The sequence below is a fragment of the Luteibacter flocculans genome, assembly GCF_023612255.1.
Classification (GTDB): domain Bacteria; phylum Pseudomonadota; class Gammaproteobacteria; order Xanthomonadales; family Rhodanobacteraceae; genus Luteibacter; species Luteibacter flocculans.
In genome coordinates, this window is record NZ_CP063231.1 from 3,483,701 (window position 1) to 3,505,113 (window position 21,413).

The 21,413-nt window shown below is 65.1% G+C and carries 18 protein-coding genes; 9 read left to right on the forward strand and 9 right to left on the reverse strand.

The features are described from left to right. Nucleotides 1-68 precede the first annotated feature (68 nt). Together IM816_RS15185 and IM816_RS15190 are read right to left on the reverse strand one after the other, a co-directional pair. Complete coding sequence (locus IM816_RS15185) at nt 69-803, reverse strand: fimbrial biogenesis chaperone (RefSeq protein ID WP_250338726.1); 735 nt, start codon at nt 801-803, stop codon at nt 69-71. Nucleotides 804-876: 73 nt separating this feature from the next. Further along, nucleotides 877-1,437: a fimbrial protein gene (locus tag IM816_RS15190; RefSeq protein WP_250338727.1), complete on the reverse strand. Its 561-nt coding sequence runs from the start codon at nt 1,435-1,437 to the stop codon at nt 877-879. Between the two features lie 290 nt (nt 1,438-1,727). Here IM816_RS15190 and IM816_RS15195 point away from each other — a divergent pair, with 290 nt between their 5' ends. Next, nucleotides 1,728-2,726: a polyprenyl synthetase family protein gene (locus tag IM816_RS15195; RefSeq protein WP_250338728.1), complete on the forward strand. Its 999-nt coding sequence runs from the start codon at nt 1,728-1,730 to the stop codon at nt 2,724-2,726. Between the two features lie 115 nt (nt 2,727-2,841). Here IM816_RS15195 and IM816_RS15200 read toward each other — a convergent pair whose 3' ends face one another. The 3 genes from IM816_RS15200 to ubiH form a co-directional block, all read right to left on the reverse strand. Continuing rightward, nucleotides 2,842-3,636 carry a dienelactone hydrolase family protein gene (locus IM816_RS15200; protein WP_250338729.1) on the reverse strand — a complete coding sequence of 265 codons (795 nt, stop codon included), beginning with the start codon at nt 3,634-3,636 and terminating at the stop codon, nt 2,842-2,844. A gap of 95 nt (nt 3,637-3,731) precedes the next feature. After that, entirely contained in the window at nt 3,732-4,943 is a 1,212-nt protein-coding gene (locus IM816_RS15205; RefSeq protein ID WP_250338730.1) for a UbiH/UbiF/VisC/COQ6 family ubiquinone biosynthesis hydroxylase, read from the reverse strand. Then, the gene (gene ubiH, locus IM816_RS15210; RefSeq protein ID WP_250338731.1) at nt 4,940-6,148 is read right to left on the reverse strand and encodes a 2-octaprenyl-6-methoxyphenyl hydroxylase; all 1,209 of its coding nucleotides are present in this window, start codon (nt 6,146-6,148) and stop codon (nt 4,940-4,942) included. The genes IM816_RS15205 and ubiH overlap by 4 nt, the downstream gene beginning before the upstream one ends. Before the next feature lie 81 nt (nt 6,149-6,229). Here ubiH and IM816_RS15215 point away from each other — a divergent pair, with 81 nt between their 5' ends. The 7 genes from IM816_RS15215 to IM816_RS15245 all read left to right on the forward strand — a co-directional run bounded on the left by IM816_RS15215 (nt 6,230) and on the right by IM816_RS15245 (nt 14,327). After that, nucleotides 6,230-6,790, forward strand: coding sequence for a cob(I)yrinic acid a,c-diamide adenosyltransferase (locus tag IM816_RS15215; protein ID WP_250338732.1), 561 nt, complete (start codon nt 6,230-6,232; stop codon nt 6,788-6,790). Between the two features lie 177 nt (nt 6,791-6,967). Next, the gene (locus tag IM816_RS15220) at nt 6,968-9,505 is read left to right on the forward strand and encodes an LPS-assembly protein LptD (protein WP_250338733.1); all 2,538 of its coding nucleotides are present in this window, start codon (nt 6,968-6,970) and stop codon (nt 9,503-9,505) included. Nucleotides 9,506-9,535: 30 nt separating this feature from the next. Next, nucleotides 9,536-10,909, forward strand: a complete 1,374-nt coding sequence (locus IM816_RS15225) for a peptidylprolyl isomerase (protein ID WP_072322027.1) — start codon at nt 9,536-9,538, stop codon at nt 10,907-10,909. Between the two features lie 2 nt (nt 10,910-10,911). After that, the gene (pdxA, locus tag IM816_RS15230) at nt 10,912-11,904 is read left to right on the forward strand and encodes a 4-hydroxythreonine-4-phosphate dehydrogenase PdxA (RefSeq protein ID WP_250338734.1); all 993 of its coding nucleotides are present in this window, start codon (nt 10,912-10,914) and stop codon (nt 11,902-11,904) included. Further along, on the forward strand, nt 11,901-12,680 hold the full coding sequence (gene rsmA, locus IM816_RS15235; protein ID WP_072322029.1) for a 16S rRNA (adenine(1518)-N(6)/adenine(1519)-N(6))-dimethyltransferase RsmA: 780 nt from the start codon (nt 11,901-11,903) through the stop codon (nt 12,678-12,680). Before pdxA ends, rsmA begins: the two co-directional genes overlap by 4 nt. A gap of 342 nt (nt 12,681-13,022) precedes the next feature. Continuing rightward, nucleotides 13,023-13,406: a Co2+/Mg2+ efflux protein ApaG gene (apaG, locus tag IM816_RS15240; protein ID WP_072322030.1), complete on the forward strand. Its 384-nt coding sequence runs from the start codon at nt 13,023-13,025 to the stop codon at nt 13,404-13,406. A 69-nt stretch (nt 13,407-13,475) separates the two neighbouring features. Continuing rightward, a complete protein-coding gene (locus tag IM816_RS15245; RefSeq protein ID WP_250338735.1) occupies nt 13,476-14,327 on the forward strand; it encodes a symmetrical bis(5'-nucleosyl)-tetraphosphatase in 852 nt (283 codons plus the stop codon). A gap of 74 nt (nt 14,328-14,401) precedes the next feature. On the opposite strand, the gene secA is transcribed toward IM816_RS15245, so the two are convergent. Both secA and IM816_RS15255 read right to left on the reverse strand, forming a co-directional pair. After that, nucleotides 14,402-17,113 (reverse strand): preprotein translocase subunit SecA, encoded by a 2,712-nt coding sequence (gene secA / locus IM816_RS15250; protein WP_250338736.1) that lies wholly within the window; start codon nt 17,111-17,113, stop codon nt 14,402-14,404. A 152-nt stretch (nt 17,114-17,265) separates the two neighbouring features. After that, nucleotides 17,266-18,204: a M23 family metallopeptidase gene (locus IM816_RS15255; RefSeq protein WP_072322033.1), complete on the reverse strand. Its 939-nt coding sequence runs from the start codon at nt 18,202-18,204 to the stop codon at nt 17,266-17,268. Between the two features lie 31 nt (nt 18,205-18,235). Between IM816_RS15255 and IM816_RS15260 the strand changes: the two genes are divergently transcribed. Next, nucleotides 18,236-18,694: a DciA family protein gene (locus IM816_RS15260; protein ID WP_072322034.1), complete on the forward strand. Its 459-nt coding sequence runs from the start codon at nt 18,236-18,238 to the stop codon at nt 18,692-18,694. A gap of 221 nt (nt 18,695-18,915) precedes the next feature. Here IM816_RS15260 and lpxC read toward each other — a convergent pair whose 3' ends face one another. Next, entirely contained in the window at nt 18,916-19,827 is a 912-nt protein-coding gene (gene lpxC, locus IM816_RS15265) for a UDP-3-O-acyl-N-acetylglucosamine deacetylase (RefSeq protein ID WP_072322035.1), read from the reverse strand. A 326-nt stretch (nt 19,828-20,153) separates the two neighbouring features. Beyond that, nucleotides 20,154-21,338, reverse strand: a complete 1,185-nt coding sequence (gene ftsZ, locus IM816_RS15270) for a cell division protein FtsZ (protein ID WP_072322036.1) — start codon at nt 21,336-21,338, stop codon at nt 20,154-20,156. Between the last annotated feature and the right edge of the window lie 75 nt (nt 21,339-21,413).

Consider the following 21,413-nt stretch of genomic DNA (forward strand, 5'->3'; position numbering starts at 1 on the left):
GCGGGCAATCGACGCGGCGCCTGCCCCGATCCGGCGCCACGCCCTTCGTGTCACCGGCCATGCGCGGGTCACGGCTCCACCGTTGCGGACGAGGGAAGGGTCGCGCCGTAGTCGTTGATGGTCGAAAAATCTACCTTCGTCACCCTCACGGCGCGCTTGTCGGGCGGCAGGGTGAAATGCGCCGAAGCGCCGGGGGCGACCATGCCTCCCCCCAGGGCCATGCGTGTCGCGTCCTTTTCGCCCACGACGTCGATCGCGTGGAAAGACACGTAGTAAGGCGACGGGTTGTCCACGCGAAGCGAGATGAGCTTGTCTTTTCGATCCATCGTCCAGCGCAACATCGACGCAGCGCTTTCGGGCGGCGACTTAAGACCCGCGGGTCGATGGAACAACTTCAGGCGGTGGCGGAAGGCGAACTGCAGTACGTTCTTGCCTTCGGCCTCGGGCGCCTTCGGCGGTATTTCCAGCACGTTCAACCAATAAAGCGTCTCGCGGTCGCGAGGCGCCGAATCGCCCACGTGCACGATGCGCAATGCATGACCCTGGCCCGGATCGATCCGGAACATCGGGGGCGTGATGGCGAACGGGGCGCGTGCATTGGAAGGCGACGACGCTTCATCGCCGTCATCGATCCACACCTGAACAAGAGCAGGGTCGCTACCCTTGTTCTGTATTTTCAATGAGACGTCGCGTGCTTGCGCGGGGAATACGACGCGCGTGCCCCCGATGACCACGGCACCCAGCACTGGCTGGGCAAGCACAAAAAGGGTAACGGCACACAGGGCCGATATCGCTCGAAACATGACGAATCCTCCGTCGGTGACTTCCTTGGACCGGCCGGGTCTTTCGATCCGGCCGGTACGATGATCGGTGCGATTACTGATACACGACCTGGAAACCCACCCTGGAGTTGGCGGCGCCACCCTTGACGCTGCCGAGGCTGTAATACCGCGCGATCAGCGGGATTTCGGCGACGTGGCCAGCCACGATGACGCCTTGCGAATCTTGCGTGTACATGTTTATCGGCGAACCATCTGCGTTGGCCATCTGAATCTGCACGCCGCTGGCGGCATTCGCTCCGGGATCGACATTGAGCCGGCCGGTACTGCGGTCCAGCAGGGGGCTTGCCGGGTCGAAGCGGACCTTGGCAGTCACGCCATCCGTGCAATTCGTATCGGCATCGCCGCCGATGCGGATCGTGAAACCTCGATCGCCAGCGACGTCGCCCGCGTTGGCGAGCACGCCCGCGCTGATGTCGCCGAGTGCCACCGCCTTGCTGGCGTTGCCACCGCCCGGTGGCTTCCCCTCGACGAGGCACGTGGTGGCGACGATGTTGCCCGTGATTTCGATGACACCGTCGTTGCCGGCGACCGCAGGGGCGGAGCCGACGGCAAGGGACGACGCGAACAGAGCTGCCGCGGTGAATGTCTTGTGCATGGCGCTTCCTTTTGTGAAATGGCGCGCCGGCTCGCGGCGCCTACCGATCTCCGCATGCGGGAAGCAAGGATTCGATACGCAAATTCTGAAAAATCGGTCGTATCGACTGCACTCCAAGGGCAAGCCCGTCGGCGTTTGTGGCGTTCATCTGGGTTAGACCAGGGCGCGGGACGTCGGAGCACGCGGCCCGCCTCGCCAGCGGCGAACCGGGCGCCGCGAAGCCTCGGCCACCGAAACGGGCCGGTAGCCCCCTATAATGCGGGTTGCTCCGCCGCACGCGACCAAGGTCCATGTCCTCCACCGCCGCTCGCTCCAACTCCCTAGATTTCGCTGGTGTCCGCGCACTGGCGGCGAACGACATGAAGGACGTCGATGCCCTCATCCGGCACCGCCTGTCGTCCGACGTCGTCCTCATCAACCGCATCGCCGACCACATCATTGCCGGCGGCGGAAAGCGACTGCGCCCGATGCTCCACGTGCTTGCCGCGCGTACCGCGGGCTATCAGGGCACGGAACACGCGAAGCTGGCGGCGATCATCGAATTCATCCACACGTCCACTCTGCTGCACGACGACGTGGTCGACGAATCGGACATGCGCCGCGGCCGAAAGACTGCGAATGCCCTGTGGGGCAATGCCGCCAGCGTGCTGGTGGGCGACTTCCTCTATTCGCGGTCGTTCCAGCTCATGGTGGAACTTGACGACATGCGCATCATGCGCATCCTCGCCGACACGACGAACACCATCGCGGAGGGCGAAGTGCTGCAGTTGCTCAACATCGGCAATGCGGACGTCGACGAATCGGCTTATCTCGCGGTGATCGAGCGCAAGACCGCCGTGCTGTTCGCCGCAGCGACCGAACTGGGCGGCGTGCTCGGTGGTTTGCCGGAGACCCAGGTGGCCGCACTGCGTCGCTACGGCATGGAACTCGGCTACGCCTTCCAGATCGCCGACGACCTGCTCGACTACGTATCGGACGCCGAGACCTTGGGCAAGAACATCGGCGACGATCTCGCCGAGGGCAAGCCCACACTGCCGCTCATCTACGCCATGCAGACGGCGGATGCCGACCAGTTGGCGTCGCTGCGCCATGCCATCGAACACGGCGGACTCGATTCGCTGGATCGCATCGTGGCCGCCATCCGCGATTCGGGCGCCCTGGAGCGCACGCACGAACGTGCGGTGACACACGCTACCGCGGCGCGCGAGGCACTGAGCGACCTTCTGCCGTCGACGCATCGCGACGCCCTGGCCGCGCTGGCGGATTACTCCGTGGAACGACGCTTCTAAACGCACAACCACCCGCCGGCTGCTGCGGGTGCAAGAAATGACGGACGCCAACGTCGCGTCCTGCTGTCGAGGACGACGCCACGCGGCACCTGCCGCAGGTGGCGTCGTCTACCGGTCACTTCCCGGCAAAGGCCTCATCCAGCCACGCACGCATGGCCGCATAGGCACGGTGCGCAACCTTGGCGTCGTAGCGGCAGTTGCCCGTGGTGGCAGCGGCTTCCTTTTCGGTGAAGCAATGCACCGCGCCGCCAAAATCCTCGGAAGCCCAGTCCACCTTGGCGTCGCGCATTTCCGCTTCGAACGCCGTGCGCTGTTCGGGTGGCACGTTCGTATCGTCGGCGCCATTCAACGCCAGGACCTTCGCCTTGATCTTGCTCGCAAGCTTCGGGTCATCAGTGGCGAGCAGCCCGTGGAAGCTGACGACGGCGGCCACATCAGCCCCGGTGCGGGCGAGATCGAGTACGGCAGAGCCGCCAAAGCAGAAGCCGATCGCCGCAAGTTTGCGCGGATCGATCGGCGCGTTCTTTTCCTGCGCCTTGAGCTCGGCAAGAGCACGCGACACGCGGGCACGCATGATCGAACGGTCGGCATACAACGGCTTGACCGCAGCACCTGCTTCCGCCTCACTGGTGATCTTCTTGCCACCACCGTACATGTCGGTGAGGAGGATGACGTAGTCCTTGCCGGCGATGTCCTTGGCCTTGGCGAGGGCCATGTCATTCACGCCGTACCAGTTCGGCACCATCACCAGACCCGGACGTTTCGTGGTGACGGCGTCGTCGTAAACCAGGAAGCTCTTGTAGGTCACGCCCTGGTCCGTCCATTCGACGGGCTTGGCGACCATGGCCGCCGATGCGGCACCTACGTGACCCAGGAACAACAAGGACAAGGCAAGCAACGGACGGCGCATGGGCATGGCTCCTCGGAAAGTCGAGCAAGCATAGGCGCCGCCGGAGAGAGCCGCCAGCATGACAGGCAGGACCGAGGCCCGCCCGTCACCGTGGATCAGACGCCCGCGGCGTGACGGGCCATGCGCCGCTTCAACGGACCGAGCGCCGCGATCAGGCGAACGCCTACCCCGCGGGCAGCGACCAGCGGCGGCGCCTGCCAGGCATAGATGCGCGCCAAGGCATCGAACGACCATGCATCGAGACCGTCCGCACTGCGGCGACGACGCGCATAGCGACGCAGTACGTGCGGCGCGGCGATATCGCGGCCCGCCTCCCGGGCGGCGACCAGCGTGTCGCGCAACTCAACCACGTCGCGAAGACCGAGGTTCACGCCCTGCCCCGCCAGCGGGTGGACGGCATGCGCGGCATCGCCGAGCAGCACCATACGTTCGGCCTCGTACCGATCGGCGAGCTTCAAGCGCAACGGGAACGCCGCACGCTTCGTCACGTTGCCGATCGGGCCCAGCCGGAAGTCGCTGGCGATGCCGAGTTCACCGCGAAACGCGTCGTCATCGAGCGCCAGCACCCGGATGGCTTCTGCTTCGGGCAACGACCAGACGATGGAACTGCGACCGTCCGCGAGCGGCAGCAACGCCAAGGGGCCTGAGGGCAGGAAGCGTTGCCAGGCCGTGCGCTGGTGTGGCAGCGAAGTCTCCACGTGCGCCACGACGCCACGTTGTCCGTAGTCGCGGCCGTGCGTACCGATACCCGCCATGGCGCGCAGCGGCGAATTCGCACCGTCCGCGGCCACCGCGAGGCGAGCCGTGACCGCCTGCCCGTCCGCCAGCTCGAGCTGCACCCGATCGTCGCGCACCGCGCAGGCCACGACTTCCGCCGGCACGATGCAGCGCACCCCGGCCTTGTCGAGCGCCTGCCAGAGCGACGCCTGCACGAGGTTGTTTTCCACGATGAAGCCGAGCACGTCGCGGCCTTCCTCGGCAGCGTCGAAGCGGATCGTGGCGCCGTTCTCGGCATCCCAGACTTCCATACGTTCGTAGGCGGAAGCGCGTGCGTCACGAATGGACGTCCAGACGCCTATATCGTCGAGCAGGGCGATGGACGATGGTGCGAGGCCCACGACGCGCAGATCCACCTCATCCTCGGCGGCCCAAGGCGCGGGCACGCGAGCATCGATCAGTGCCACGTCGAAGCCGGCGCGCGCGAGCGTCAGTGCCGTCGCCGCGCCAACCATGCCACCGCCAACGACGGCGACATCGAGCGAGGCGCCACGTCGGCGCGGCAGCGAATCCATCCCGCGGTCGCTCATGGCGTTTTCTCCCGTACGGCGAACGGCGCGTTGGCGCGAAAACCCATGCCCCGCCGGCTCATGGCGTGGCGTAGCGGGGGGACACGGTCGAGCGCGAGCATGGCCAGCGAGCGCAGCGGCCGCAGCAGCGGCTGGTCGAGGCAGGCGAGGCGCACCAGGCCGTGACTCATGGCCATGGTGCCTTCGCGATCGGGGGCGCGGCGCGCCGCGTAGGCCGCGAGGACGGCCGACGCGCCGGGGTCGCCGCCCGCGGCCACCAGCTCGGCCAGTGTCAACGCGTCGCGCAACCCGAGGTTGAAGCCTTGTGCGCCGATCGGATGGATGGTCTGGGCGGCATTGCCCACGAGCACCGCGCGCTCCGCGACCAGCGCTTCGGCAGCGACCCGGCGAATCGGATAGGGCACGCGTTTGCCGGGACGACTGAACCGGCCGAGGCGCCAGCCGAAACGCTGCTGCGCGAACGCAAGAAACGCCGCGTCGTCCATGGCCGCGACCTCATCGACGTGCTCGGTGTCTACCGTAAGCACCACGCCGACGCGCCGCTCGGCCAGCGGCAGCACCGCAACCGGGCCATCGTCGGTGAACCGCTCGAAGGCGCGACCCCGCGGATCGCGCTCGGGCGTCATGGTGCTGACGAAGAGCGCCTGCGCGTAATCGTGTTCGCGCGTACCGATGCCCAATTGCGCACGGACCACGGACTGGGTGCCATCGGCACCCACCAGTAACGGCGTCATCAACCGACGGCGCTCGCTTCCGGCCAGCACCGTGACCGCCCAGCCGTTCTCGACGGCCTCGATGCTTTCCACCCGCGCCGGTGCAAGCCGGGTCAGATGGCGGCAGGTGTCCAGCCGGCGCAACAGTGCCGCGCCGAGTTCGCGAGCCGGCAGCGTCCAGCCCAGGGCGTCCACGCCCTCGTCGGCGGCGTTCATCCGCACGCTGCCGAAGTCGCCAGCACGACTGGTGTGGATGTGGGTGATCGGGGTGGCGCGGGCTTCGGCGAAATCCCACACGCCAATGGCGCGCAAGCCATTGACCGTGGCCCTGGCGAGGGCGAGGTTGCGTTCGTCGTAGCTCGGCTGCGCGTCGACCGTGGGCATGGCGGCTTCGACAAGCACGGCCGGAAGGCCTGCCGCATCGAGCGCAATGGCGAGGCTGGCCCCGACCAGGCCGCCGCCGACGATGAGAATGGGTTGGGACTGGCTCATCCGCGGATCATACCCTCGCCAAGTGAAGGCGCCGCCGCGGCCCTCTGCCGCATCGCCCGCGTGCCCCGATAGAATGGCCCGATGGGTAACCGACTCTCGAAGATCTACACACGCACCGGCGACGACGGCAGCACCGGCCTCGGCGACGGCAGCCGAACCGGCAAGGATTCGCTCCGGGTCACGGCCTACGGCACCGTGGACGAGCTGAACAGCGCCATCGGCATGGTCATCGCGTCCGACAAGGTGGGCGACGATGTGCGCGAAGCCCTGTTTCAGGTGCAGCACGAGCTGTTCGACCTGGGCGGCGAACTGTGCATCCCCGGCATGGCGATGATCCAGGCCGCCGACGTGGACCGCCTCGAAACGGTGCTGGACGGCTTCAACGCCGACCTGCCGCCACTAAAGGACTTCATCCTGCCCGGGGGCGGCATGGCAGCGGCCAGTTGTCACCTTGCACGCACGATCTGCCGCCGCGCCGAACGCGAGGTCGTGGCGCTCGCGCGGGTCGAAACGGTGCGACCCGAGGCCCAGCACTACCTGAACCGCCTGTCCGACCTGCTGTTCGTCATTGCCCGTGTACTGGCTCGGCGCAGTGGCCACGGCGAGGTGCTCTGGCAGCATCAGCGTCGGCCACGCGGATAGAAACACGCCAGGAACACCCTAGGGAGGCCGGCGGTGCCGGTGTAAGCTCGCCCGGCCGGTGCGGCGATTCACGTCGCACCTCTAGGAAGGGGTTGAGGTATGGGCGACGAGCCATCGTGCGGTAGGGCTGGCGATTCTGCTAAGTTGGCCGCCTTTCGAACAAACAAGACCGAGCCCGTGACGCCACGCATCAGCATCCTGCCTAAACGCCGCCTGCTGGCGACCGCCGTCGCCCTCATCGTTTCGGGTCTGGCCCTCGATGCGCAGGCCCAGAGTGCACCGACCCAGGGCGAGACGCGCGCCGTCGTCGCGCCCGCGCCTGCACCCGCCGTTGCGGAAACCTGCCCGCTGGGCTCCTTCATCTGCCCGCCGCGGCCCATCAGCTACGCGCAGTGCCGGCCGAACGCGATGCTCGATTTCTACGAGCCGCAGATCACCAAGGACAGTACGCTCCGTGACACCGCCATCACCGACGTCCATTCGGGCCTCGACGACGGCACCAGCGGCGTGAAGGTGGAGAGCCCCGAGCCGAACGTGTACCACATGACCGGCGGCGTCCGACTCGAGCGCGCCGACCAGGTGCTGCGTGCGGCCGACGTCACCTACAACTCCGATTCCACCGCCTACGATGCCGTCGGCAACGTGAAGTACCAGGAAGCCGGCATGCTGATGTCGGCGGACCGGATCACCGGTACGACCACGCCCAACCAGGGCGATGCCTACAACGTTCGCTACCAGTTGCTCCAGTCGCGCGGCAACGGCGTGGCCGACCACGCGAAGGTGATGGACCCGCAGCACGGCCGGTTCCGGCTCGCCACGTACTCCACCTGCGACGTCGGCAGCCACATGTGGGAGTTCCGCGCCAAGACGCTGAACCTCAACAAGGAAACCGGCGTGGGCGAGGCACGCAGCGCGACCATGCGCTTCAAGAACGTGCCGTTCATGTACCTGCCTTACTTCACGTTCCCGCTGGACGACCGGCGCAAGAGCGGTTTCCTGTACCCCACCTTCGGGTCGAACAGCCAGTCGGGCCTGTTCCTCAACCTGCCCTATTACCTGAATCTTGCGCCGAACTACGACGCCACGCTGACGCCGGGGTACTACAGCGATCGCGGCTTCATGCTCGGTGCGGAGTTCCGTTACCTGCTGCCGCGGTCGAACGGTACGTTCGACGTCCAGTACATGGCCCACGACAAGGGGCCGGATACCGACGAGAGCGGCACGAGCGATCGCGACGGCTCGAAGCAGCGCTACCTGGTCCAGATCACCAACACGACCAACCTCGGCGACGGGTTCATGTTCGCCGCGAACATCAACCATGCGTCCGACAACCAGTACTTCCGCGATTTCAGCAACGACCTGTACCAGTCGTCCATCGGCATCCTCACGTCGAGCGCATACGTCACGAAGGGCGGCAAGTACTGGAGCGCGTCGCTCGGAGCGGACGACTATCAGAACGTCGATGCCGGCCTGCCGAACTACGTGGTGCCGTATCGTCGCTGGCCGCGCGCCACGTTCAACCTGGAAGCGCCGCTCAACAGCTGGCTCGATGTCGGCGTGGACAGCGAGGCCGTGGCATTTCGCAAGCTGGACCGCGCGCCGGTCTTCGGTACGACCCCCGGGCAGGTGGACGGCAATCGCCTCGACCTGGCGCCGTACCTCGCCGCCGACTTCTCGGGCGCCTCGTGGTTCGTACGTCCGCGCGTGGAGTACCGCTACACGGACTACCGGCTGGATTCGGACTACCAGCACTTCAACTACGCCGAGCAGAGCCCCTCGCGCTCGGTACCGATCAGCAGCCTGGATGCGGGTCTGATCTTCGACCGCCAGACCAGCCTCTTCGGTACCAACTACACGCAGACCCTCGAACCGCGCATGTACTACCTGTACGTGCCGTACCGGAACCAGAACAACCTGCCCACCTTCGACACGAATGAAATGTCGTTCGACTTCTGGCAGTTGTTCACCACCAACCGGTTCTCCGGCGCCGACCGGCAGATGGACGCGAACAATCTGACCCTGGCCCTGACGACCCGGCTGCTCGACGACACGGGCGTGGAGCGTCTGTCCGCCAGCGTCGGCCAGATCAAGTATTTCAGCGACCAGAAGGTGCAGATGCCGGGCGTGGCGCCCACCGACTTCGGTCGCTCGGACTACGTGGCCCAACTCGGCATTCAGTTCAACGACAAGTGGCGCCTGAACAGCTCGTACCAGTGGAACCCGAACAAGAAGCAGAGCCCCTACCTGAACGAGCAGGGCCAGGTGTTCGAGCAGGGCCGGGACACCGACCTGGCCACGGTGCAGCTCCAGCGCCGCATCAAGGGCGACGGCATCGTCAACTTCTCGTACCGCTATCGCCGCAACGTGATGGAACAATTCGACACGTCCGTGGTCTTTCCGGTGTCCGAGCGCTGGCGGGCGCTGGCACGCTGGGTCTTCGCCCGTCGCGACGTCCTGCCGGTCACCATCAACACGCCGGGCGGCCCGGCAACGTTCAGTACATTCACTTTCTCGCACCGTACGCTGGATGCGACGGTGGGCGTCGAGTACGACAGCTGCTGCGTCGCCTTCCGCGTCCTCGGCCGCCACTACGTACACGACTACCTTCGCAAGACCGACAACGCCGTCATGTTCGAGGTGGAATTCAAGGGCTTGGGCTCGCTCAGCCCCCAATCGGGCTCGTACCTGCGCCGTGCTATCCTTGGCTATCAATAAATGGGGCAAGTGCCCCGGGCTCCCTATTCGATGAAGCAGATCTTTGCGTACTCCCTGCTGGCCGCCTCCATCCTGGTGGCCGTGCCTTCCGCCCATGCCCAGCTCATGCCGTCCGCCCAGCCCGCGCAAGGCCAGGGCATGAGCGTCGGCAACGGCTCGCTCGACCGCATCGTGGCGGTGGTAGAGGAAGACGTCATCCTGCAGAGCGAACTGGACGAGGCGATCAACGCCATCGTTCGACAGTACGCATCGAATCCGGGCCAGCTCCCGCCTAAGGACGTCCTGGCCCGGCAGGTGCTCGACCGCCTCATCCTGATGAAGCTGCAGGTCCAGCGCGCCAACGACCAGGGCATCCGCGTATCCGACCAGGACGTGGATCAGGCCGCCGCCAACGTAGCGCAGCAGAACAAGATGAGCCTCGACCAGCTGCGTGCAGCGGTGGAACAGGACGGCTACAGCTATGCGGCCTTCCGCCAGCAGTTGTCGGACCAGATCATCGCGCAGAAGCTGCACGAGAGCGTCGTACGCGACCAGGTCACCGTGACCGATGCCGAAGTGAACAACCTGCTCGCCAGCCCGACCTACAAGGCCGGCGAGGTGCACCTCGCGCACATCCAGATCAGCACGCCCGCCGGTGGCAGCGCCAGCGACATCGCCCAGGCGCAGGCCAAGGCCGAGGAAGCGATCAAGGCGATCAAGGGCGGCATGGATTTCAACGCCGCCGCCATCCGCTATTCCGATGCGCCCGATGCACTGGACGGCGGCGACCTCGGCTGGCGCCGTCTCGACGAAGTACCGCCCGCATTCGCGGACGCCATCGGTTCGCTCAAGCCGGGCGAGACCACCGCGGCCATGCGTGGCCCCACCGGCTTTCACATTCTGAAGCTCGTGGAGACCCGCCAGCCGGGCCGCCAGATCGTCACCGAATACCACGCTCGCCAGATTCTCATCAAACCCTCCGAGATCGTCACGCCGGAGCAGGCCGAGAAAAAGGCAGAGGATCTCTACACGCGGATCGTGGACAAGCACGAAGACTTCGCCAAGCTGGCGAAGGACGAGTCCAAGGACAACACGACCGCGAACAACGGCGGCGACATGGGCTGGTTCGCCAAGGACGCCTGGGGCCAGGCCATTGCCACCCAGATCGACCAGTTGAAGGACAACGAAGTCTCGCACCCCATCCAGACCGACGCTGGCTGGATCGTGTTGCAGCGCCTCGGCACGCGCCAGAGCGATCTGACCGACCAGTTGCAGCGTGACCAGGCCCGCCAGGCCATCGGTAACCGCAAGGCGGACGAAGCCTACGAGAACTACCTGCGCGAACTGCGCTCGACCTCGTTCGTCGACATCCGCGTTCCGGAGCTGAAGGACCCTGACGACAAGCAGGCCTCGGCCACTCCGTAACGATGACCGCGACCACCCTGCCACGGCTCGCCGTCACCGCCGGTGAGCCTGCCGGGGTAGGGCCCGAACTGGTCGCGCGTCTCGCGGCCAGCGATCTTGCGGCGGACCTGATCGCCGTCACCGATCGCGACCTGCTTTCCCGCGCTGCCGCGGCCTGCGGCCTGCGCCTGAACGTTATCGACGACGACGGCTCGCGTATCGCAACACGCGCGGCTGGTTCCGTGCGCATCCGCCACGTCCCGCTCGGCACGACCGAACGCGCTGGTGAGCCGGACCCTCGCAATGCTCGCCACGTGATCGACGTGCTGGCGGCCGCGGCCGATGGCTGCATGGCTGGCGAGTTCGACGCCGTGGTCACCGGCCCCATCCAGAAATCCAGCATCAACGAAGGCGGCATCGCTTTCAGCGGCCACACCGAATTCTTCGCCGAACGCGCCAAGGCGGACGTCGTGATGATGCTCGCCAGCCCGGAGCTGCGCGTGACGCTCGCCACGACGCATCTGCCGCTCGCAACCGTACCGGCGGCGATTACGGCGAGCCTGCTCGAACGCACCTTGCGGATCGTGGCACAGGCCCTGTCCACGCAGTTTGCCATTCAGCAGCCACGTATCGCCGTGCTCGGCCTCAACCCGCACGCGGGCGAAGGCGGCCACATGGGCCGCGAGGAGCTCGACACCATCATCCCGCTACTGGAACGCCTGCGTGGTGAAGGCATGGACCTGCTCGGCCCCTTGCCGGCGGACACCGCCTTCGTTCCCGCCATGCGCGACCGTTACGACGCCGTGTTGGCGATGTACCACGATCAGGCCTTACCCGTCATCAAGAGCGAAGCGTTCGATCGCACTGTGAACGTGACGCTGGGCCTCCCCTTCATTCGTACCTCCGTCGACCACGGCACGGCGCTCGATCTGGCCGGCACGGGCAAGGCGGACCCCGCCAGCCTGTTTGCCGCCGCGCGCCTCGCGCTCGACCTCGCAAGGCATCGTCCGTCATGAACGCCCGTCCCAAGAAAAGCTTCGGCCAGCACTTCCTTCACGAGAAGCGCTACATCGAGCGCATCGTCTCGTCGATCGCTCCGAAGGAATCCGATACCGTCGTCGAAATCGGCCCCGGCGAGGGCGCACTCACCTTGCCGCTGCTCGCCGTGGCGAAGAAGATGACTGCGATCGAGCTGGACACCGATCTCATCCCCGGGTTGCAGCAGCGCGCCGCCACGGTGGGCGACCTTCGCATCGTGCATTCCGACGTGCTCAAGGTGGACTTCGCGGCCCTGGCCCGTGAATTGGGTGCGGAGCGCCTGCGCATTGCCGGCAACTTGCCGTACTACATTTCCAGCCCGATCCTGTTCCATTGCGTGGAGCATGCCGCGGCGATCCAGGACATGCATTTCATGCTGCAGAAGGAGGTCGTGGATCGCATGGCCGCCGAGCCGGGCAGCAAGGTCTACGGCCGCTTGAGCGTGATGCTGCAGTTAGCCTGTACGGTCACGCCGCTGTTCACCGTGCCGCCGGGCGCGTTTCGTCCGCCGCCGAAGGTGGATTCCGCCGTGGTCCGACTGGTGCCGCTGCCACCTGAACGACTGCCGCAGGGCGATCCGGCGAAGATTCACGCCGTGGTGAAGGCGGCCTTCGCGATGCGCCGCAAGACGCTGTCCAACACATTGAAAGGGCTGGTCGACGAGGCCTCCATCCGCTCGCTGGGGATCGATCCGCGCGCACGTGCGGAGACGCTGGCGCCCGCGGACTTCGTGAAACTCGCGAATGTGATGTGACCGTGTTGTGGGCCACACTAGGGACACTCTGATCAATTATCGCCAACGCCATGACGTCAGGAAGGGTCGCCAAGGTGGCTGCGTCGCGCCGGGAAGGGTGGCTCCCTTGCCAAGCGAGGCGGGCGCCTTGGCGGCCCTTCCTGGCGTCACCCTATCACTCTGTTTTCATGCGCGAGGGCCGAGCCTGTCTGTCCGCAGGTCTTCGGCCCGCCGGCTCGACAGACAGCCAGTCTGCCTTCGCCAGCGCCCCTGTGACCTGCGAACAGACAGGCTCGGTGGCGTTGGCGATAATTGATCAGAGTGTCCCTTGCTCCCCCCCTCCCCGTCCCCGACAATCCCCGCATGAATTCGAAATCCCCCTACACGATCGACGTGGAGGTCGCTTCCCGCTTCGTTCCCGATCAGTCGCAACCCGCGGACAACCGTTACGTGTTCGCGTACACGATCACCCTGCGCAACGTGGGCAAGACCGGCGCCCAGCTCCTCACGCGTCACTGGGTCATCACCGATGCGAACGGCAAGGTCGAGGAAGTGCGAGGCGACGGCGTCGTCGGAGAGCAACCGTGGATGCGCCCTGGCGAGTCCTTCGAGTACACCTCGGGCGCCGTACTCGAGACCGCCGTCGGCACCATGGCCGGCACCTATCGCATGGTGGCGGACGACGGCACGCATTTCGATGCGCCGGTGCCCGCGTTTGTGCTTTCGATCCCACGTACGCTCCACTAGGATCGATGCCATGGACAGCGCGCACGCCGGGAACGGCAACAAGGTCATTCTTCTGGAGCAACAGGACTGATGGCCGTCTACGCGATCGGCGACGTTCAAGGTTGCTACCCCGAACTCCAGCGTCTGCTGGAAAAGATTCGTTTTGATCCCGCCGTCGATCGCCTGTGGTTCTGCGGCGACCTCGTCAATCGCGGTGGCGAGTCGCTGGCCACGCTGCGCCTGATTCACTCGCTGCGCGAACAAGTCGTCGTCACGCTCGGCAATCACGATCTCTCATTGCTGGCGATCGGTCAGCGCCGGGAAGATGCCCAGGCACGAGTGAACCCGGAACTGCGCGAGGTGCTGTTCGCCGAGGATGCACCGGTGCTGCTGGAATGGCTGCGGATGCAGAAGCTACTGCATCACGACGAGCAGCTGGGCTGGACGATGATCCACGCGGGACTCGCGCCGAGTTGGACGCTTCGCCAGGCGCAACGTGCCGCACTGGAGATCGAACGCGAGCTGGGTGGTCCACGTCATCAACGCCTGCTGAAGAACCTGTTCGGCAATCGCCCGCCGGGTTGGAACAACCGCCTGCAAGGCGTGGAGCGCCATCGCGCCACCATCAATACGCTGACGCGCATGCGTTACTGCGATGTCCAGGGTCGCATCGACTTCGAAGGCAAGGGCACACCCGGCACACAGAAGCCAGGCATGTACCCGTGGTTTGAAGTGCCCGGCATGCGCCGTCGCGAAACCCGCATCGTCTGCGGCCACTGGTCGGCGCTCGGGCGTTTCGCCGGCCTGGGCGTCTACGCGATCGACACCGGTTGCGTCTGGGGTGGACAGCTCACGGCACTGCGCCTCGATGTCGAGGAACCTCAGTACGTGACCATCCAGGCTGAATCGTATCGGCAGAAGCCGAAGGGCGGCGGGGACTAGGTTTTCGCCGCATCAGCAGCGACCGGTTGCACGCGCACCAAAAAACAAACCCGCCGAGGCGGGTTTGTTTTTTATCAGGACAACTGGCCGTGGCAGTGCTTGTACTTCTTGCCGGAGCCACACGGGCACGGGTCGTTGCGACCGACCTTGGGCCCTTCGTTGAAGAGCGGAGACGCCTGCGCGTCGGCCAAGGGTTCGTCGCCCCGACCGGCAGCCTGAGCATCGGCATGCTGGAACTGCAGGCGCTGCGCTTCGGCCATGCGCTGCTGCTCGGCCTCCATCGCAACGACTTCCTCTTCGCTGCGAATGCGGATGCGAGCGAGCATCTGCACCACTTCCGACTTGATGCGATCGAGCATCTCGGCGAACAGTTCGAACGACTCGCGCTTGAATTCCTGCTTCGGCTGCTTCTGCGCATAACCGCGCAGATAGATGCCCTGGCGCAGGTAATCCATGCTCGCGAGGTGTTCCTTCCACGCGTTGTCCACGACGGAAAGCATCACGTGCTTTTCCAGCGATCGCATGGTTTCGGCGCCGATCTGGGCTTCCTTTTCAGCGAACAGCGCATCGACCGCTTCGCGCACGTGGTCGAGGATACCTTCGGCGTCCACGTCCTTCTGCGCTTCCACCCAGGGAACGAGATCCAGGCGGAGGTTCAGCTCGCTCGCCAGTTCGCGATCGAGGCCGGCGAGATCCCACTGGTCGTCGATGCTGTCGGCCGGCACGAACTTGCGCACCAGCGCATCGACGACGTCCTGACGAATGTCGCGGATCATGTCGGAGATGTCGTCGGTTTCGAGCAGCTCGTCGCGCTGAGCGTAGATCACCTTGCGCTGGTCGTTGGCGACGTCGTCGAACTCGAGGAGGTTCTTTCGGATGTCGAAGTTGTGCTGTTCGACCTTGCGCTGAACCTTTTCGATCTGGCGCGTGATGAGGCGATCTTCCAGCGCTTCGTCTTCCTTCATGCCGAACATCTGCATCCAGCGGCCGATACGCTCGCCGCCGAAGATGCGCATGAGGTTGTCTTGCAGCGACAGGTAGAAGCGCGAAGAACCCGGGTCACCCTGGCGACCGGAACGGCCGCGAAGCTGGTTGTCGATGCGGCGGGACTCGTGACGCTCCGTACCGATGATGTGCAGACCGCCCGCGGCAAGCACCTGCTCGTGGCGCTTCTTCCAGTCCTCGCGCACCTTCTGACGATCGGCGTCGGACGCGTCTTCCGGCAAGGCGGCCAGCGCGGCTTCGAGACTACCGCCAAGCACGATGTCGGTACCGCGGCCGGCCATGTTCGTGGCGATCGTCACCGCGCCCGGCGCACCGGCCTGGGCAACGATGTGCGCTTCGCGCTCATGCTGCTTCGCGTTGAGCACTTCGTGCGGGATGCGTTCCTTCTTCAACAGGCCGGAAACGAGTTCCGACACGTCGATCGACGCCGTACCCACCAGCACCGGCTGCCCACGCTCGTGGCATGCCTTGATGTCGGCGATCACCGCCTTGTACTTGGCCTCGGGCGCAAGGAAGACCGAGTCGGGATTGTCGACGCGGACCATCGGCTTGTGCGTGGGAATGACCACCACCTCCAGACCGTAGACGGTCTGGAACTCGTAGGCTTCCGTGTCGGCCGTACCGGTCATGCCGGCCAGCTTCTTGTACATGCGGAACAGGTTCTGGAACGTGACCGTCGCCAGCGTCTGGTTCTCGCGCTGAATGGGCACGCCTTCCTTCGCCTCGACCGCCTGGTGCAGACCGTCGGACCAGCGGCGCCCCGCGAGGGTACGGCCGGTGAATTCGTCGACGATGATGACCTCGCCGTCGCGAACGATGTAGTCGACGTCACGCTGATAGATGGCGTTGGCACGCAGGGCCGCATTCATGTGATGGACGACGGCGAGATTCTTCGAGTCGTACAGCCCGCTGTCGGGCTCGATGACGCCGGCATCGCGGAGCAACTGCTCGGCGTGCTCCATGCCCTCTTCGGACATGTGCACCTGCTTCTGCTTCTCGTCGACGAAGTAATCGCCGGGACCGTCTTCCTTTTCCTGCCGGGTCAGATGCGGCACGACCTTGTTCACCGCGATGTAGAGCTGCGGGGAATCCTCGGCGGGGCCGGAAATGATGAGCGGCGTACGCGCCTCGTCGATGAGGATGGAGTCCACCTCGTCGACGATCGCGTAGTGCAGACCGCGCTGGTTGCGCTGCTCCTTGCTGAGCGCCATGTTGTCGCGCAGGTAGTCGAAGCCGAACTCGTTGTTCGTACCGTAGGTGATGTCGGCCTGGTAGGCGCTGCGCTTGTCGGCGTGGTCCATACCCGGGTACACGACACCGACGCTCAGGCCGAGGAAGTTGTAGAGCTTGCCCATCTGCGCGGAGTCGCGGCGGGCCAGGTAGTCGTTCACGGTGACGACGTGAACACCCTTGCCTTCCAGGGCATTCAGGTACACCGGCAGCGTACCGACCAGGGTCTTGCCCTCGCCCGTGCGCATTTCGGCGATGCGCCCGGAATGCAGCACCATGCCGCCGATCATCTGGACGTCGTAGTGACGCATGCCCAGGACACGCTTGGCCGCCTCGCGGGTGACTGCGAAGGCCTCGGGCAGCAGTTTGTCGAGCGTCTCGCCCGCGGCGAGCCGCTGCCGGAACTCTTCGGTCTTGCCGCGCAGGGCGTCGTCGGAAAGCTTCTCGAACTCCGGTTCCAGAGCGTTGATGCGCTTTACCGTCTTGGACAGGTCGCGCAGCACACGCTCGTTACGGCTGCCGAAAATACTCGTCAGGGCACGATTGAACATCGATCATCCGGATCAGAAACGAAAGGGTTGCCACCTGGCCATGGCCGGGCGGCATGAAGGGACGATCATACTACGGGCGTCCCCGGCTTTCCTCGGGGTGGCGTCAGGCCGGCCCGGATTCAAGGGACGCGCGGGTTCCGCCGGGCGCCCGGTCAGCGGTGGCTGCGGACATAGGCCAGTGGATTGACCACGCGATCGTGGTACCAGACCTCGAAGTGCACGTGGGATCCGGTGGAACGCCCCGTAGAGCCGGCCTTCGCGATGACGTCGCCGACCCGGACGCGCTGTCCGGGTCGCGCCAGGATGGCGCTGTTGTGGGCGTAGCGGGTCATGTACCCATTGCCGTGGTCGATTTCGACCACGTCGCCGTAACCGGAACGCTGACCGGCAAAGGTGACCATGCCCTCGGCGACGGCCGTCACCGGCGTACCCTTCGGCGCGGCGATGTCGATGCCTGTATGGCGGGCCGCGTGGCCGCTGAAGGGATCGGGGCGGCCACCGAAATAAGAAGAGATATAGCCGTTCACCGGCATACCGGTGGGGCGGAGGCTGGACTCGATATTTCGATCCATCAGCATGTCGCGCAAGGCTTCCAGCTGAGCCTGCTGCGTATCGAACTGACCGGACAGTCGGTCGATGCTTTCGTCGAGCGAAGCGGGCAAGGTATAGGCGGGAACGTCGGGCCCGCTGGTGACCTCGGGGCCGCCCTGACCGGGTTCCTCGTCGAAATTGAATTCGCCATCGTCGAGCTTGCCGACTTGGGTCAGGCGCTCACCGAGGGCATTGAGACGTACCGACTGGGCCTGGAGCTGCCCTAGCTTCACAGCCAAGGCGTCGAGGTCGCGCTGCGCCTGGCGCTTTACCTCAGCCACCCGCGCGTCCTGATCACCCACCTGATGCTCAAGGGCGCCGATATCACCGAGCGCGCGAGCCTTGGGCCCGGCAACCATAAGAGCGGTGGCCGCACCGACGCCCGCGACGCCGAGAAAACCCACCAGTACCATCGCTCCGATCTTGCAGCGCAGGCGCCGGCATGTCAGGTCGAGCGTTTTTGGCCCTTTCTGGCCACGAGACACGAGTATGATCTGCATACGTTCCACATCGAATAGTCAAAGCCGGCCCATGCCACCGCCGTCCAGCCCGTCCCGACGCTCCACCCATGGACTCAAGTCCATCTCGGAGTTCGGACCCGTCGCGTCGCTGGCCCAGAAGGCTCGCGAACTCGACCACCTGGACCGCCAGCTACGCGCGACGTTGCCCTCGCCGCTGCGTGATCAGGTCCGTTTTGCGGACCTGCGCGACGGCAGGCTCGTCTTCCTTGCGCCCTCGTCGGCGTGGGCATCGCGGGTGCGCCTGTACCAGGCCCAGATCCTCGAAGCCGCTCGCGCCATCGGCGCGGTAGCCCACTCGGTTGCCGTGAAAGTGGCCCCCCTGCCGCCCGTGGAAATCATCCCCGACCGGCACAAACCGCTTTCTGCCTCAGCCGCCCGACATCTCCGGGCCGCCGCGGCGTCACTCTCCGACCCCACGTTGCGGGATCTGTTCCTTGATTTGGCCTCCAAGGCCGAAAATTCAGATTAATCCTATGCTTGCGTCCGCTCCTCGCCGTTCCATAAGCGACCATGGCGGACGGCGGGGTGCACGTTTATAGCACGCATGACGGGCGTGAACACCGAATTTACACACCGCATTCACGTTCGGAGACCGGGTTCACGAACCCCTCGCGGCGACGGCGACATGGCTCCGCGCAAACAAAAAGGCCGCGATCTCTCGCGGCCTTAGCGTGTCACTGGCGCTTGGGCTCAGACGGCCTGGGCAGGATGCGCGTAGGAAATCGGCGCCTTGGCCGGATCCTTGAAGCTGACTTCTTCCCACGCCGTGACGTCGGCCATCAAGCTGCGCAGGAGCTTGTTGTTGAGCTCATGACCCGACTTGTGCGCGGAATACGCGCCGATCAGGCTGTGGCCGAGCATGTAGATGTCGCCGATCGCGTCGAGGATCTTGTGCTTGACGAACTCGTTGTCGTAACGGAGGCCGTCTTCGTTCAGCACGCGGTAGTCGTCGAGCACGACGGCGTTGTCCATCGAACCGCCGAGCGTGAGATTGCGCTCACGAAGCATTTCGATGTCACGCATGAAACCGAAGGTGCGCGCGCGGCTGACTTCCTTCACGAAGGAGGTCGTCGAGAAGTCCATCTCGGCCTGCGAATTGCGCTTGTTGAAGAGCGGATGGTCGAACTCGACCGAGAACCCGACCTTGAAGCCATCGAACGGCTCAAGCTTGGCCCACTTGTCGCCGTCCTGGACGATGACGGGCTTCTTGATGCGGATGAAGCGCTTGGCGGCGTCCTGCTCCTCGATGCCAGCGGACTGGATCAGGAAGACGAAGGGGCCTGCGCTGCCGTCCATGATGGGCACTTCCGGCGCGGAAAGATCGACGTACGCGTTGTCGATGCCGAGGCCGGCCATCGCCGAGAGCAGATGCTCAACCGTCGAGACGCGGACATCGCCATTGATGAGCGTAGTGGAAAGACGCGTGTCGCCGACATTCTCCGGGCGAGACTTGAGTTCCACCGGCGGATTGAGGTCGGTACGGCGGAACACGATACCCGTGTTCGGCGCCGCTGGGCGAAGCGTCATGTACACCTTGTCGCCGGTATGGAGGCCGACGCCTGTGGCGCGAATGATGTTCTTGAGCGTGCGCTGCTTGATCATGTTGGGTCAAACCTTGTTGGCAGCAGCCGAAGTAACGGACATGCTAACACAGTCTTAACCTCGGGATAAACAAACCGGACGGTACAGTCTAGCATTGCTTTCACCAATCCTTCAGCAATGGCTGCGAGCCATTCTCATCTGGCCTGCGACTGAAACGTCCATCCATTCAGCCACTTGCAAGTGACTGATATCCCAAGCAGCTTTTTCCTCAGTGAGCACGGAAGGGTTCCGCCGCCCGGACGGGACGGCGGCGGAACCCCGAACGTACCGGCGTCTTGCCGGGTCGTTCTCACGTTTTCCTTAACGTGCCTTGTTGCGTGAATGGATCAATCGGCCTGGCGGCGCAGGAACGCCGGGATGTCCAGGTAATCGATCGCCGGTTCCGCGTTCTTCTGCGGCGCCGGCTCGGAGCGGACGGACGGGGTGACGTCAGCCTGTGCGTAGTCGACCACTTCGTTGCCCGTGCCCGTACGCAGCACGACCGGGCGCGGACGCTGACGCATTTCGACCTGCTGCTGCACCGGCTGGCGAACCGGCTGCTTCGCCGCGATGCCGCGGTTGAGGCCGGTGGCTACCACGGTAACGCGCACGTCGTCCTGCATTTCCGGATCGAGCGACGTACCGATCACCACGGTCGCGTCTTCGGAAGCGAAGTCGTGGATCACGCGACCGATCTCGTCGAACTCGCGCATGGTGAGGTTCGGGCCTGCCGTGACGTTGACGAGGATGCCGCAGGCACCGGCCAGGTTCACGTCTTCCAGCAGCGGGTTGTTGATCGCCGCTTCGGCAGCGGCCTGTGCGCGATCGTCGCCGCGAGCCGTGCCCGAACCCATCATCGCCATGCCCATTTCGCTCATGACGGTGCGGACGTCGGCGAAGTCGACGTTGATCAGGCCCGGGGCCGTGATCAGGTCGGCGATGCCCTGGACGGCGCCCTGCAGCACGTCGTTCGCGGCCTTGAATGCGTTCAGCAGCGTGACTTCGCGCCCGAGCACCGACAACAGCTTCTCGTTCGGCACGGTGATCAGCGAATCCACGTGCTGCGACAGATCCTCGATGCCCTTGAGCGCGACCTGCATACGACGGCGCCCCTCGAACGGGAACGGCTTGGTCACGACCGCCACGGTGAGGATGCCCTTCTCCTTGGCGAGCTGCGCCACGACCGGCGCTGCGCCGGTACCCGTGCCGCCGCCCATGCCGGCGGTGATGAAGACCATGTCCGCGCCGTCGAGCATTTCCTCGATGCGCTCGCGATCTTCCAGCGCGGCCTGACGGCCGACTTCCGGGTTGGCGCCCGCACCCAGGCCCTTGGTGACGTTGCCGCCAAGCTGCAGATGCGTGCTACGCGAAGCGCAGCTCTTCATCGCCTGCGCATCGGTGTTGGCGACGACGAACTCGACGCCTTCGATATTGGAATTGACCATGTGGGCCACGGCGTTGCCGCCGCCGCCACCCACGCCGATGACCTTGATGACCGCGTTCGGTGCCAATTTTTCGATGAGTTCAAACATTTCCCGTCCTCCGCAGAACTTTTTGGTTTTTTGATTTATGTCCCGTGTCCGACTCCTGTCGAACGCGGGTTGCGG

Excerpts from the sequence above, each read along its gene's own strand:
- IM816_RS15195 (WP_250338728.1), top strand. The coding sequence starts at position 1,728 with ATGTCCTCCACCGCCGCTCGCTCCAACTCCCTAGATTTCGCTGGTGTC.
- apaG (WP_072322030.1), top strand. The coding sequence starts at position 13,023 with ATGAATTCGAAATCCCCCTACACGATCGACGTGGAGGTCGCTTCCCGC.
- IM816_RS15255 (WP_072322033.1), bottom strand. The coding sequence starts at position 18,204 with ATGCAGATCATACTCGTGTCTCGTGGCCAGAAAGGGCCAAAAACGCTC.
- IM816_RS15200 (WP_250338729.1), bottom strand. The coding sequence starts at position 3,636 with ATGCGCCGTCCGTTGCTTGCCTTGTCCTTGTTGTTCCTGGGTCACGTA.
- pdxA (WP_250338734.1), top strand. The coding sequence starts at position 10,912 with ATGACCGCGACCACCCTGCCACGGCTCGCCGTCACCGCCGGTGAGCCT.
- IM816_RS15190 (WP_250338727.1), bottom strand. The coding sequence starts at position 1,437 with ATGCACAAGACATTCACCGCGGCAGCTCTGTTCGCGTCGTCCCTTGCC.
- secA (WP_250338736.1), bottom strand. The coding sequence starts at position 17,113 with ATGTTCAATCGTGCCCTGACGAGTATTTTCGGCAGCCGTAACGAGCGT.
- ftsZ (WP_072322036.1), bottom strand. The coding sequence starts at position 21,338 with ATGTTTGAACTCATCGAAAAATTGGCACCGAACGCGGTCATCAAGGTC.
- rsmA (WP_072322029.1), top strand. The coding sequence starts at position 11,901 with ATGAACGCCCGTCCCAAGAAAAGCTTCGGCCAGCACTTCCTTCACGAG.
- IM816_RS15185 (WP_250338726.1), bottom strand. The coding sequence starts at position 803 with ATGTTTCGAGCGATATCGGCCCTGTGTGCCGTTACCCTTTTTGTGCTT.
- ubiH (WP_250338731.1), bottom strand. The coding sequence starts at position 6,148 with ATGAGCCAGTCCCAACCCATTCTCATCGTCGGCGGCGGCCTGGTCGGG.
- IM816_RS15205 (WP_250338730.1), bottom strand. The coding sequence starts at position 4,943 with ATGAGCGACCGCGGGATGGATTCGCTGCCGCGCCGACGTGGCGCCTCG.
- IM816_RS15215 (WP_250338732.1), top strand. The coding sequence starts at position 6,230 with ATGGGTAACCGACTCTCGAAGATCTACACACGCACCGGCGACGACGGC.
- IM816_RS15260 (WP_072322034.1), top strand. The coding sequence starts at position 18,236 with ATGCCACCGCCGTCCAGCCCGTCCCGACGCTCCACCCATGGACTCAAG.
- IM816_RS15225 (WP_072322027.1), top strand. The coding sequence starts at position 9,536 with ATGAAGCAGATCTTTGCGTACTCCCTGCTGGCCGCCTCCATCCTGGTG.
- IM816_RS15245 (WP_250338735.1), top strand. The coding sequence starts at position 13,476 with ATGGCCGTCTACGCGATCGGCGACGTTCAAGGTTGCTACCCCGAACTC.
- lpxC (WP_072322035.1), bottom strand. The coding sequence starts at position 19,827 with ATGATCAAGCAGCGCACGCTCAAGAACATCATTCGCGCCACAGGCGTC.